This window comes from Streptomyces lichenis (genome assembly GCF_023218175.1).
In the GTDB taxonomy this organism is placed as follows: Bacteria; Actinomycetota; Actinomycetes; order Streptomycetales; family Streptomycetaceae; genus Streptomyces; species Streptomyces lichenis.
In genome coordinates this window covers 18,743-30,279 of the sequence record NZ_JALPTH010000047.1, presented here as the reverse complement: position 1 = coordinate 30,279, position 11,537 = coordinate 18,743, and the positions used below count along the sequence as shown (strand labels likewise).

11 protein-coding genes and 1 pseudogene are annotated in these 11,537 nt (G+C 74.3%); 7 read left to right on the top strand and 5 right to left on the bottom strand.

All coding sequences use genetic code 11. The features are described from left to right. Both M1O15_RS30410 and M1O15_RS30405 read right to left on the bottom strand, forming a co-directional pair. A partial coding sequence (locus M1O15_RS30410) for a hypothetical protein (RefSeq protein WP_248637461.1) occupies positions 1–1,028 on the bottom strand: 1,028 nt, incomplete at its 3' end. Further along, complete coding sequence (locus M1O15_RS30405) at positions 989–2,323, bottom strand: FAD-dependent monooxygenase (protein WP_248637460.1); 1,335 nt, start codon at positions 2,321–2,323, stop codon at positions 989–991. The genes M1O15_RS30410 and M1O15_RS30405, both read right to left, overlap by 40 nt. Before the next feature lie 192 nt (positions 2,324–2,515). On the opposite strand from M1O15_RS30405, the gene M1O15_RS30400 reads away from it, so the two are divergent. Together M1O15_RS30400 and M1O15_RS30395 are read left to right on the top strand one after the other, a co-directional pair. Then, complete coding sequence (locus M1O15_RS30400) at positions 2,516–3,283, top strand: hypothetical protein (RefSeq protein WP_248637459.1); 768 nt, start codon at positions 2,516–2,518, stop codon at positions 3,281–3,283. Positions 3,284–3,436: 153 nt separating this feature from the next. After that, positions 3,437–3,610, top strand: coding sequence for a hypothetical protein (locus M1O15_RS30395; protein WP_248637458.1), 174 nt, complete (start codon positions 3,437–3,439; stop codon positions 3,608–3,610). A gap of 304 nt (positions 3,611–3,914) precedes the next feature. On the opposite strand, the gene M1O15_RS30390 is transcribed toward M1O15_RS30395, so the two are convergent. Further along, complete coding sequence (locus M1O15_RS30390) at positions 3,915–4,130, bottom strand: ferredoxin (RefSeq protein WP_248637457.1); 216 nt, start codon at positions 4,128–4,130, stop codon at positions 3,915–3,917. Between the two features lie 5 nt (positions 4,131–4,135). Next, positions 4,136–5,329, bottom strand: a pseudogene (locus tag M1O15_RS30385) (cytochrome P450). Between the two features lie 280 nt (positions 5,330–5,609). Between M1O15_RS30385 and M1O15_RS30380 the strand changes: the two are divergent. The 5 genes from M1O15_RS30380 to M1O15_RS30360 all read left to right on the top strand — a co-directional run bounded on the left by M1O15_RS30380 (position 5,610) and on the right by M1O15_RS30360 (position 10,545). Next, entirely contained in the window at positions 5,610–6,242 is a 633-nt protein-coding gene (locus tag M1O15_RS30380) for a TetR/AcrR family transcriptional regulator (protein WP_248637456.1), read from the top strand. Between the two features lie 316 nt (positions 6,243–6,558). Then, positions 6,559–7,218 (top strand): HAD family acid phosphatase, encoded by a 660-nt coding sequence (locus M1O15_RS30375; protein ID WP_248637455.1) that lies wholly within the window; start codon positions 6,559–6,561, stop codon positions 7,216–7,218. A gap of 186 nt (positions 7,219–7,404) precedes the next feature. After that, positions 7,405–8,274, top strand: coding sequence for a YhjD/YihY/BrkB family envelope integrity protein (locus tag M1O15_RS30370; protein ID WP_248637454.1), 870 nt, complete (start codon positions 7,405–7,407; stop codon positions 8,272–8,274). Between the two features lie 199 nt (positions 8,275–8,473). Beyond that, positions 8,474–9,280, top strand: coding sequence for a VOC family protein (locus M1O15_RS30365; protein ID WP_248637453.1), 807 nt, complete (start codon positions 8,474–8,476; stop codon positions 9,278–9,280). Further along, positions 9,277–10,545, top strand: a complete 1,269-nt coding sequence (locus tag M1O15_RS30360) for a cation:proton antiporter (RefSeq protein WP_248637452.1) — start codon at positions 9,277–9,279, stop codon at positions 10,543–10,545. The genes M1O15_RS30365 and M1O15_RS30360 overlap by 4 nt, the downstream gene beginning before the upstream one ends. Before the next feature lie 12 nt (positions 10,546–10,557). Here the strand turns inward: M1O15_RS30360 and M1O15_RS30355 are convergent, their stop codons facing one another. After that, complete coding sequence (locus tag M1O15_RS30355; protein WP_248637451.1) at positions 10,558–11,490, bottom strand: hypothetical protein; 933 nt, start codon at positions 11,488–11,490, stop codon at positions 10,558–10,560. Positions 11,491–11,537: the final 47 nt, after the last annotated feature.

Here is an 11,537-nt window from a genome sequence, read left to right as displayed (position 1 = left end):
GGGGGGGGGGGGGGGGGGGGGGGGGGGGGGGGGGGGGGGGGGGGGGGGGGGGGGGGGGGGGGGGGGGGGGGGGGGGGGGGGGGGGGGGGGCTGCGGGTGAGGTCGGTGAGGCTGACGGTGTAGTCGTCGTGGCGGGGCCGGTAGGCCAGGCAGTAGCGGGTGGGGTACCAGCCGGCGGTGCGCCAGACGCGCGGTTGGGGGACCGGGGCGCAGGTCCGGTGGCGGGTGGTGGTGCGCAGGCGTTCCAGGGAGTCCTTGGTCAGCATGGGCTCGATGAAGATGATCTCGCCGTCGTAGGCGCCGTAGATGAGGGTGTGCCCGGTGAGCGGACCGGTGTCGGGGGGCCGGCTGTCGAGGTGTTCGCCCATCGCCCCCTCGGAGGTCTCCGGGGTGGAGGCGGGGTAGCCGGCCGGGAGATGGGCGGCGGGCACCGGGCGGGAGGCGGACTTCAGTTGGGCGCAGTCGATCAGCAGGGCGCAGGAGCCGAGCCGGATGGCGTCGCGCTCGCGCCGCGGGATCAGGTAGAAGTGCGCGTCGAAGTGGGCGACGTCGTAGCGTCCGTGCGGGCTGTGGCCGTGCGGGTTCCAGTTGAGCAGGGCCCAGTCGAAGGGCGGGACGGAACCGGCCGCGCCGGCGCGGGGCAGGGCGAGTTCGCGGCCGTGGCCGCCGACGCACTCGTGCATCGGGTCGGTGCGGCCGTCGCGGTCGGCGTCGTGGCAGTGGCCGCCGTCGGTGGGATGGGTGGGCAGCGACTCCAGGGCCGAGCGGGTCAGGGCTATGCCGAGCGTCCGGGGCTCCGAGCCCCGGTGCTCGGTGTAGACGCGTACCCGGCCGCCGCCCAGCGGGGCGGCGGGGCCGTAGCGGACGCAGGTGGTGGAGGCGCCGGCCGCGCTCGGGTGGCAGGCCGCCGCCTGGCCGGGGCGGGCCTGGGCGGCGGTGGGGACGGTGGCGGCCGCGGGAAGGAGAGCGGTCAGGAGGGCGGCCCCGGTCAGGGCGAGGGGACGGGTGAGGGGACGGGTGAGGCGCATGGCGTGGCCGTTCGTCGGGGGACGTCCCAGGAGGGACGGGCGTTGAGTCCCGCGGCGTCCACTCCGGTGACCCGCCGGGTGCAGGACCTCATATCGGCCAGTTTGTCCGGTGGGAGGACTTCCGCGATCTCCGTGAAGCCGTTCGGAGCAAGGGCCTCCACCTCGCGCAGCAGCGGGTCCGGCTCCAGGCGGCGGTGGGCCGCGAGGAGCTCGGTGGTCTGGGGGCGGCGCAGCCCGTCGTAGCGGGCCAGGGCCTCGTCGACGGGGTGGTGGGCGAGCTGGTAGGCCAGCACGCGGGCGTCCACGATCGCCTGCGAGGCACCGTTGGAGCCGGTGGGGTACATCGGGTGCGCCGCGTCGCCGAGGAGGACGGTCCGGCCGTCGATCCAGGTGGGCAGGGGGTCGCGGTCGATCATCGGATAGCGCAGGACGCGGGGCGTCCGGGCGATCATGGCGTGCAGGTCGATGTGCTCGTTGCGCCAGCCGTGCAGGTGGTCCAGAGCGCCGGCGGGGTCGGTCGCGGTGTCCCAGTGGGCGGCCGGACGGACGGCCTGGTCGTCATGGGCCTCGACGACCCAGTTGAGGACGCAGTGGCCGGAGCTGTCGACCGGGGTGATCGGGTAGACCACGGTCTTCACATTGCTGTTGCAGCCGATGATCAGCATGGTGCGGCCGTCGAGGAAGGGACGGCCGCGGCTCAACCCCCGCCACATGCCGATGCCGTTGGCGAGCGGCGGCCCCTCACCGGGGTACATCACCGCCCGCGCGGTGGAGTTGACGCCGTCGGCGGCGATCAGCAGGTCGCCGTCGAGAGGGGCGCGCCCGTCCCTGGCGTACACCCGGATTCCGGGTCCGTGCGGGCCCTCGGTGTGCTCGTAGCGGTCCATTCGCCAGCCGGTGGCCACCGCGCCCGGGCCGAGGCGGCGGACGGCCTCCTCCAGCAGCAGCCGCTGGAGGTGGCCGCGGTGCACGGAGAACTGCGGCCAGTGGTAGCCGGCGGCGCGCCCCCGGGGCTCGGACCAGATGACGCCGCCGTAGCGGTGGTGGTAGGCGAGGCGGCCGGTGGCGACGGCGTGCGCGGCGAGTCGCGGCTCCAGGCCGAGTTCGGACAGCTCCCGTACGGCGGCGGGCTGGAGGTTGACACCGGCGCCCACCGGTCTCAGCCGCGCGCACGACTCCACCAGGCGTATGTCGCGCAGGCCCGCCGAGAAGAGGCTGAGGGCGGTGGCGAGGCCGCCTATCCCGGCGCCTGCCACGATTATTCGGGGGGAGTTCCGGTCCGTGCTGCGAGCCACTTTCTCACCCTTCGGAGGAAGCCGATCGTCGGTCAAAAGTGCTGCACGCGAGCGTTCGGCACAACCGGTCCCGTGACCGGCCGTAGTCCTGCCAGCTCGCTTTCCCGCCCTTCACCCGATCAGCGCACCGGCGGGTGCCTCGGGACCGCGGCCGTGCGTTTACTGGGGTGACGGCGAGAGGAAGGCTACGTCATGAATCACGCCGACTTCGACGCGTGCGACCTGCAGCGCCTGCGGCACGCCGTGAACTACGCGCACCACGCGTCGATAACCTCCCTGGACGTGCTGCTCCCCCCATGGATACCGGGGGATCTGAAGCGGGCGATCCGGTCCGAGTGCGCTGTCTCGCACTGCGGGACCCTTCTCTTCCCGCCGACCGAGGAGGCCGCTCTGGCGCATTTCCGGCGCAATGGCTGGAAGGTGTCGGCGCCCATTCCCAGCGTGCTGGTGAAACGCCGGCTGACGGAACGGTACGGGCTGCCGGGCGACACCACGGTTCTGGTGACGCGGGTCCGCCCGGCGACCGGCCCCGAGGTGGAGGTGTTCCTCTTCCCGAAATCGTGTCCGCGTTATACGGAGGACATCGCGGAGGAGGAGCGGATCCACGGTTTCGAGAATCACGTCGGGCTCTTCATGGGCCGGGCGCGGGGCGATTCGCTGCGTTACCTCGCCGACCGGTTGGAGGTGGACGGCGAGCTGGTGTACGAGGGTTCGGCGCACAACCCGCACGAGAACACCACCATGGTCTACTTCGCGCCCGGAGCGCGGGTGGCGGCGGCGCGGCGGCGCTTCCCCCGCTGGGAGGTGCAGTGCCCCGGGGATCTGACGGCCGTGGTGAAGGACCGGCCGGTACGCGCGGTGGCGCTGGCGGAGGCGTACGAGGCGCTGCGGGTCAACTCCCGGCGGCCCGAGCCCCCGCGGGTCGGCTCCCGGCCCCGCCTGGCGGCGCCCCTCGGCTGATCGGCACGCCGGGACGGGGCAGGGCGTCCGGCTCGGCGGGAGGGCGGCCTCGTGGCCGCCCTCCCGCCGAGCGGTGTCGGGTCGGAAGCCGGGGCTGTTTCCGTGGCGCGGCCGAGGGCAGGCGGACGGTGAGCGTCTACGGAAAGGACCGACATGAGCACCGGAGAGAAGGCCAAGGCCAAGGCCGAGCAGGTTGTCGGCAAGGCCGTGCGGAAGGCGGCCCACGCGCTGGGCAACGAGACCACTGCGGCCAAGGGCGCCGCGCTGGAGACTCGGGGCAAGGCACGCGACGCCAAGGAGAAGGGCAAGGACGGGCTCAGGGGCTGACGGCTCCGGGCGGTCGGCGGCCCGGGCGGCTGGTGGCTGGATCGACTGGTTGAGGGCCGAGGGCCGGCCGCCCATGGCTGTGGCGGACGGTTCGGACGGTCTGGTGCCACTGATCGTGGGTTCTGGACTTGTCGGCCATGGGATGACGGCGGCGGGCTCCATGTCGGGGACATGGGGCCCGCCGTCGCGTACGTGCAGGGGATGGGGAGGGCGTCGCGGCGCTCCGTTCACCACCGGGGGGGGCTGGAACCGGCAGGGGCGTGGGATCGGCGGACGGCCGTGTGGGCCAGGCGGGCCCGGAGGGTCAGGGGCGGGGGCCGACCGTACGCGGGCCGTCGCGTACGACGATGGCGAGGGCCGGGCAGGAGTCGGCGGCGTCCAGGGCTCGTTCGTCCTCGGCGATGTCGTTGCGCACCGGTTCCGCGGTGGCTCCGTCCAGCCGGTACAGGTCCGGGGCGAGGCCGGCGCACATCCCGGAGCCCATGCACTGCTCGCGGTCGACCTCGGTGGTCCAGGTCATCGCGGTCACCACCCCACCGGCATCTCACGCGGACCGCGTACCAGCATCTGGTTCTTCCACCGCACGTCCCCCGCCACATGGAGCTCCGGGAAGCGGGTGATCAGTGCGAGTACGGCCTCCTGGAGTTCGAGCCGGGCCAGGGGCGCGCCCAGGCAGTGGTGGACGCCGTGGCCGAAGCCGAGGTGCTGGACAGCCGTCCGGGTGACGTCGAGGCGTCCGGGCCCGGTGAACTTCAGCGCGTCGCGGTTGGCCGCGCCGACCGCCACGAGCACCGGCTCGCCGGCCCGTACCAGGGTGCCGCCGACCTCGACGTCCTCGGTCGCGTACCGGGGGAAGGCGGCGGCGCTGCCGAGCGGCACGTACCGCAGGAGCTCCTCGACGGCCCCCTTGATCAGCTCGGGCCGCTCGCGCAGCAGGGCGAGCTGGTCGGGGTGGTCCAGCAGTGCGTGGACGAAGTTGGGGATCTGGCTGGCGGTGGTCTCGTGGCCGGCGACCAGGATGCCCACGCAGAGGTCGACCAGTTCCAGTTCGCTGAGCCGGTCGCCGGTGTCGCGGGCGTCGATGAGCCCGGTCATGAGGTCGGGCCGGGGACGGGCGCGGTGGTCCTCGATCAGCGCGGCCATATAGGCGCGCAGCTCCTCGCGGCTGCGGAGGAACTCCTCGGCGGTCAGCGAGCTGGTGGAGAGGGCCGCGTCGCTCCACACCCGGAACTTCGGCCGGTCCTCCTCGGGCACGCCGAGCATCCGGCAGATCACCGCGACCGGGAGCGGCAGGGCGTAGCACTCCACCAGGTCGGCGGGCGGACCGGCCGCCTCCATCGTGTCGAGGAAGCCGTGCGCCAGTGCGCGCACCTGGGGGCGGAGTTTCTCGACCTGGTGGACGGTGAACGCCTTGGCGACCAGGGTGCGCAGCCGGGTGTGGCCGGGCGGGTCCATGCTGAGGATGCCCGCGTCCCGCTGGCCCTCCGACTGGCGCGGTTCGTCGTGCTTCAGCGCCTCCGCGCGGCTGAAGCGGCGGTCGCCGAGGACCAGTCGGGCGTCGGCGTAGCGGGTGGCCAGCCAGGCGGGCTCGCCGTAGGCCATCGCCACCCGTAACAGGCCGGGCCGCTAAAGCGCCTCGGCATAGGCCTCGGCCAGGTCGAGGCCGTCGGGTTCGTTGAACGGGTACGCGAGGGGATTCTGATCCGCCGTTGCGGTCATGGAGCGCCTCCGTCGTGTAAGCACGTGCTTACACAACTTAGGGTGGTCGGCAGGGGCGGTCAATGGCGCCATTGCGCCGTTCGGGTGACGGTCCGGCAGCAGGCTCGTCGGACTCGCGGCGAGTGCGGAGAGAGCCGAAGCGGCACGGGCGTGGGGAGTGGTGAAGGTGACGGAGGCGGCGCGGATGACGGCTGCGGCAGAGGATGCGGAGACGGCCGGGGAGGGGGGTGGGCCGGGTGCGGGGACGATCGGGGCCTCGGCCGTACGGAAGCGGGGACCGGTGGAGGGGACGGGTCGGTCCACGGCGGGCGGGGCCACCCGCGCCCGGTTGCTGGCCGCGGCATCGGCGCTCTTCGCCGAGCGCGGCTACGACCGGGCGACGGTGCGGGACATCGCCGCGCGCGCCGGGGTGAACCAGGCACTGCTGTTCCGCCACTTCGGCTCCAAGCAGGCGCTCTTCGGGGAGGTCGTCGCGCAGAGCGGACAGGAGCAGTTGCGCGGCACCCCGCCGGAGCGGCTGGTGGAGGTGGCGTTGCGCAGCCTGCTGCCGCCGCCGGCGGACGGCCCGTCGCCGGCCGCGGTGGGAGGTTCGCCGGGGATGAGCCGGTCGTTGAAGGCCATGCTCCGGTCGGTGGGAGGCGGGGACGAGGTGTCGGCGGCGGTCAACGCGCTGGGGGACGAGTACGCCCGGGTGCTGGCGACCCTGAGCCCGGCGGAGGACGGGGAGCTGCGCGCGGACCTGGCGCTGTCCTGGCTGCTGGGCATCGGGCTGATGCGGGTGGTGGTGGGGAAGCGACCGCTCGCGGAGGCCGACCCGGACGACGTCTGCCGGCTGGTGGTGGGCGCGCTGGACCGTCTGCTGGAGGGGCTGCCGGAACCGACGGACCGACGGACTGACGGGCCGACCGGATGACGGGATGGCGGACTGACGGGATGGCGGATCGACGGTCGGAGGGACGACGGAAGGGCTGTGGTCGGCGGGGCGGTGGGGGGTGCGGGGCGGCGGAGGGTAGCGCCTGTCCGGTGGCGGCGGGAGGCCCGGGCGGGGGAACGCGCAGGGGCGGCGCGCGATGCGGGCGCCGCCCCCTCGGCGTCGAACAAAAGGCTACCGAGCAGTAGAGAGAACGCCTCCTTCCGTCCATCATTGGGCACGAGCATGCCAAGGCCGCCCGGGTGATCACCGGGCTGCCTCCCCCCTGGTCGGTCACCACCGAAGGAGTGAACTGCCCATGCTTGCAGCCCGATGGAGCGCCCGCGGCGCCGCCCTCACCGCTCTCGCCGCGCTGGCCACCGCCACCTCGGCGACCGCGGCCACGGCCGCGCCGGCCGACCGTCCGGGCCCCTCCCCCGCCCCCTCCTCCGCGTCGGCGCAGAGCGCGGCGGCGCTCGGCGGAGTGGACTACGCCATGTGGCAGCGGGATGTGACGGCCGCCCTGGACGGCGCCCGGAGCTACATCGAGCAGCGCACCGCCCGGGCGGAGGGCAAGCGCCTGGCGATCGTCCTCGACATCGACAACACCTCGCTGGAGACCGACTTCCACCCCTTCTGGGAGTGGCCGACCCCGGCCGTCAAGCCGGTACGGGAGCTGGTCCGCTACGCCGACGCGCGCGGGGTGGGCGTCTTCTTCGTGACCGCCCGCCCCGGCATCCTCCACGCGCCCACCGCGATCAACCTGGCGACGGCGGGCTACCCGGTGGACGGGCTGTACGTGCGGGACCTGCCGGACCTGTTCGAGGAGGTCAGCGCGTACAAGACGGAGAAGCGGGCGGAGATCGAGGCCAAGGGCTACACGGTGATCGCCAACATCGGCAACCGGTCCACCGACCTGGTCGGCGGCCACGCGGAGCGCACCTGGAAGCTGCCGGACTACGACGGCAAGCTGTCCTGACGCGGTGAGTGCGCCGGTCCGGCGCGGGCGGCGGCCGACGGGGTCGGCCGGCACGCGGCGGACCGGCAGCCCGCGGGGAGCGAGGGGGCGGGGGCGGCGGCCGGGGGCGGGTGGCGCGGGCGGCCATTCGGGGTCTTGCCCGCCGACTCCCGTACCGCCGGGGCCGGGGCCGGGTATGCGAGGTGCATGTCCGACAAGTCTCCTGGGGCGCCGGCCGGCGCCCGGCGGTGGTGGTTCGGGCGGCTGTACGGCGCCTTCCTCGTGTCGGCCGCCGGGCGCGGCCTGCGCCGCGGCAACGAGTTGGAACTGATGCACCGGGCGATGGGCTTCGCCGCGCTCGGGCTGCTGACCCTGGTGCCGCTGCTGATCGTGGTCGCGGCGGCCGACCCGGGCAACGGACGGGGCTTCGCCGAGTGGCTCACCGACGGCCTGGGGGTGGCGGCCGCCTCGGAACTACAGGTGGAAAGGCTGTTCGCTCCTCCGAACCAGGCGCTGGAGTCCACCACCGGCTTCGGTATCGCGGCGGTCGCGGTCTTCGGGATGACCTTCGGCGGGGTGGTGCAGAACGGCTACGAGCGGATCTGGGAGGTTCCCGCGGCCCGCTGGCACACCATGTGGCGGCACGCGGTGTGGCTGGCCTTCCTGATCGGCTACCTCCTGCTGTCCGCGCATGTCGCCGCCACCCCGGTGAGCGTCGGGGACCTCGCCTGGCGGGCCGGGGTGGCGGTGGTGAGCGGGGTGCTGTTCTTCTGGTGGTCGCAGTGGCTGCTGCTGGGCGGCCGGCTGCCCTGGGGCGCGCTGCTGCCCGGTGCGGTGGCGACGGTGATCGGACTGGCCGGGCTGCGCGGCTTCTCCCATCTGGTCTTCTCGCCGCTGATCGCCTCCAACGCGGTCGCCTACGGCCCGGTGGGCACCATGCTGGTGGTGCAGTCCTGGCTGGTCGGGGTCGGTTTCGTGGTGTTCGGCGGGGCGCTGGTGGGGCGGGTGCTGTACGAGGAGCGGTGGTATCTGACCGGGCTGGCGGGGCGGGCGGTGCGGCGGACACGGCGCCGGTGAGCCGGGTCCCTCCCCCGGGGCGGCGAGGAGCGGGCGGATGCGCCGGGCGGGTGCCGGGCCCCGGCCCGTACCGCTCCGTCGGCGCAGGTGACGGGCCCGGCCCGGGGAAGAGTGCGACCATGGACAGCGGGCAGGGAAGAAGCGACGAAACCCAAGCGGCACTTCCGCACCACTGGTGACACCGGGACGGCTTTTCCACATGAACACGAATTCATCCGCGGCCACCGAACCCGCCGTGACGTCCAGCGGCTCCGTCTTCGGCGCCCCCTGCTGGGTCAGTCTGATGACCCGCGATCTCGACGCCTCGCAGGACTTCTACGCCTCGGTGCTCGGCTGGACCTTCCGGCCGGCCCGGCTCGGGGACGAGTTCAGTGTCGCCCTGTCGGAGGGGCGCCCGGTGGCCGGGCTGGGCGCGCTGGCCGGCCCGTTGCAGGTGGCGGTCGCCTGGACCCCGTACTTCGCCGTGGAGGACGCCGACCAGACGGCGTCCCGCATCCGCGAGCGCAGCGGCACGGTGGCGGTCGGGCCGGTGGCGCTGTCGATCGGCCGCGGTGCGCTGGCCGCGGACCGGGAGGGTGCGGTGTTCGGGATCTGGGAGGGCCGGCTGATGTCGGGCTGGGAGGTCTGGCGGGCGGCCAACCCGGCCTGGCTCCGCCTGGTGACCAGGGACGCGTTCGAGGCGGCGATCTTCTACGGCGAGGTGTTCGACTGGGCCTGCGGGCGGCCCGGCTGCGTCGATGTGGAGTACGCGCAGGAGGAGGTCGTGCTGCGCAGCGCCGGCCATGTGGTGGCGCGGCTCAACTCGGGGGCGCTGGAGGCGGCGCCCGATCCGGCGATCCGTCCGCGCTGGCAGGTCCACTTCCCGGTGCGCGATGTGGACGCCTGCGTCGAGGCGGCGGTGCGTAACGGCGGGGCGGTCACCGACCACACGCCGGGGCGGGTGGCAACGCTGCGTGACCCCGACGGGGGCCTGTTCACGGTGACCGCGCGGGTCGCCGCCGTATGACACTCTCGGATCTGGTCTACGCCGGACTGGGCGTGGGCGCGCTGGCGGCTGCCGTGCTGCCGAGGGTGGTGTTCCGGCGCCCGTTCTCGCTGCCGATGGTGTTCCTGGCGGCGGGCGCGCTGGTGGCGATACCCGCGTGGGGGCTGCCGGTGGTGGACCCGGTGGCCGACCGGCTGTGGGTGGAGCACGTCACCGAGGCGTGCGTGGTGGTGTCGCTGATGGGCGCCGGGCTGGCGATCAACCGGCCGATGCGCTTCCGTTCCTGGGCGGGGACCTGGCGGCTGCTGGGGATCACCCTGCCGCTGACCGTGGCCGCCGTCGCCTTCCTGGCCTGGTGGCTGCTGGGCTGGCCGCCGGCGGCCGCGCTGCTGCTGGGCGCGGTCCTCTCCCCCACCGACCCGGTGCTCGCCGCGGAGGTGCGGGTGGGCGAGCCCACCGACGACGAGGACGACGAGGACGAGGTGCGGTTCACCCTCACCAGCGAGGCCGGTCTCAACGACGGGCTGGCCTTCCCGTTCGTGATGGCGGCGGTGGCGCTCGCCGCGGCCGCGGGGGACGGCTGGTCTTGGGGGTGGATCGGGCACTGGGCCGCGGTGGACCTGCTGGCGAAGGCGGCGATCGGGGTGGTGGCGGGCCTGGCGCTGGGCCGGCTGCTGGGGTGGATGTTCTTCCGGGCGCGGACGAAGGCGCTGCGGCTGTCGGAGCACATGGAGGGGTTCGTCGCGCTGGGCGCCACCTTCCTGGCGTACGGGGTGACCGAGCTGCTGAGCGGCTACGGCTTCCTCGCGGTGTTCGTCGCGGCGTGCGCGCTGCGGTCGGCGGAGCGCAGCCACGGCTACCACAACGTGCTGCACGAGTTCACCGAGCAGATCGAGCGGCTGCTGACGGGGGTGCTGTTGTTCCTGCTCGGCGCCTTCGCCGTCGGGGGCGGGCTGGCGGAGCTGACCTGGCCCGCGGCGCTGGTCGGGCTGCTGCTGTTGCTGGTGGTCCGTCCGCTGACGGGGTGGCTGGGGCAGCTGGGCTTCGTGGCCGGGCCGCGGGAGCGGACCGTGGTGGCGGTGTTCGGGCTGCGCGGCATCGGCTCGCTGTTCTATCTGGCGTACGCGCTCGGCGAGCACCACTTCGGCGCGCTGGAGCGGCAGTTGTGGGCGGCGGTGGGGTTCACCGTGATGGCGTCGGTGGTGCTGCACGGGATCAGCGCGACACCGGTGATCACCCGGCTGGACCGGCTGCGCGACCGCACCGCGCCGGAGGTGCGGCCCTGAGGGGACGGCCGGTCAGGGGTGGGGCCGGTCGAGCAGGGTCCGGCGGTCGGCCTCCTCGCGGGCCAGCACCTCGGCGAGGACGGTGGTGTCGTAGCCGCGGCTGACCGCCTCGCGGACCAGCCGGGCCAGGACGTCCGGCGGCAGCGCCTCGGCGTGGGTGGCCGGCGCGCCGGCCGGCGTCCCGCGGTCGCCCGCCCTGGCGGGGGCGGCGGGCAGGGCGTAGGCCTCGATCTGCTCCTCGGTGACGGCCAGCCGTTCGAAGAGCACCCGGACGTCCGGGGCGTCGGTCGCGGCGAACGCGGTGACGTCCTCGGCCAGGGCCCCGTACAGCTGGAGCGCCATCGGGTCGCGGTCGCCGACGACGAGGATCCGGAGCGCCCCGTGCCCGCAGGCGGCCGCGCGCAGGGCGGCCGCCCGCCGCCCGTGCAGACCGCGCGGGGCGGCGTACACCGGTACGCCCCAGGGGTCGGTGACGCCCGCGAGCTGGGGCACCAGCCCGGGGGTGTCGCACCACAGTTCGAGCCTGGCCTCCTGGCCGGACTGGCGGTCCAGCCGGTAGCCGAGGGCCGCTTCGACACGGGCCCGGTGGAAGCCGGCCGGGCCGTCGTAGGCGGTCGGCAGCACGGCGGTGTCGCTGTCGTCCTGGACAGCGAGCCAGGAGATGCGCCCGGAGCGCCGGGCCATACCGATCAGCTCCACCAGCCGGCGGTAGCTCCGCTCCTGCCCCCGTCCTCCTCCGCCGTCCTGCCCGCGCTCCCGGCCGATCAGGACACCCGCGGTGCCCGGGGCGCCTTCGGCGAGTGCCGCGTACCAGATCTGCCGAATGGTGAGCGGCAGTTGGGCGGCGTAGCGGCCCAGTACCAACTCGACGGCGGTGAGCAGCTCCAGGGTGGCGGAGCGGGGCTGCCAGTCCGGCTGGTAGCCGCGGGGCCGTCTGTCCGGCATCGCCGCCCCCTTCACCCCGCACCGCGTCACCGGACGCCGTGGCGTCC

Excerpts from the sequence above, each read along its gene's own strand:
- M1O15_RS30400 (WP_248637459.1), top strand. The coding sequence starts at position 2,516 with ATGAATCACGCCGACTTCGACGCGTGCGACCTGCAGCGCCTGCGGCAC.
- M1O15_RS30395 (WP_248637458.1), top strand. The coding sequence starts at position 3,437 with ATGAGCACCGGAGAGAAGGCCAAGGCCAAGGCCGAGCAGGTTGTCGGC.
- M1O15_RS30390 (WP_248637457.1), bottom strand. The coding sequence starts at position 4,130 with ATGACCTGGACCACCGAGGTCGACCGCGAGCAGTGCATGGGCTCCGGG.
- M1O15_RS30375 (WP_248637455.1), top strand. The coding sequence starts at position 6,559 with ATGCTTGCAGCCCGATGGAGCGCCCGCGGCGCCGCCCTCACCGCTCTC.
- M1O15_RS30370 (WP_248637454.1), top strand. The coding sequence starts at position 7,405 with ATGTCCGACAAGTCTCCTGGGGCGCCGGCCGGCGCCCGGCGGTGGTGG.
- M1O15_RS30365 (WP_248637453.1), top strand. The coding sequence starts at position 8,474 with ATGAACACGAATTCATCCGCGGCCACCGAACCCGCCGTGACGTCCAGC.
- M1O15_RS30360 (WP_248637452.1), top strand. The coding sequence starts at position 9,277 with ATGACACTCTCGGATCTGGTCTACGCCGGACTGGGCGTGGGCGCGCTG.
- M1O15_RS30355 (WP_248637451.1), bottom strand. The coding sequence starts at position 11,490 with ATGCCGGACAGACGGCCCCGCGGCTACCAGCCGGACTGGCAGCCCCGC.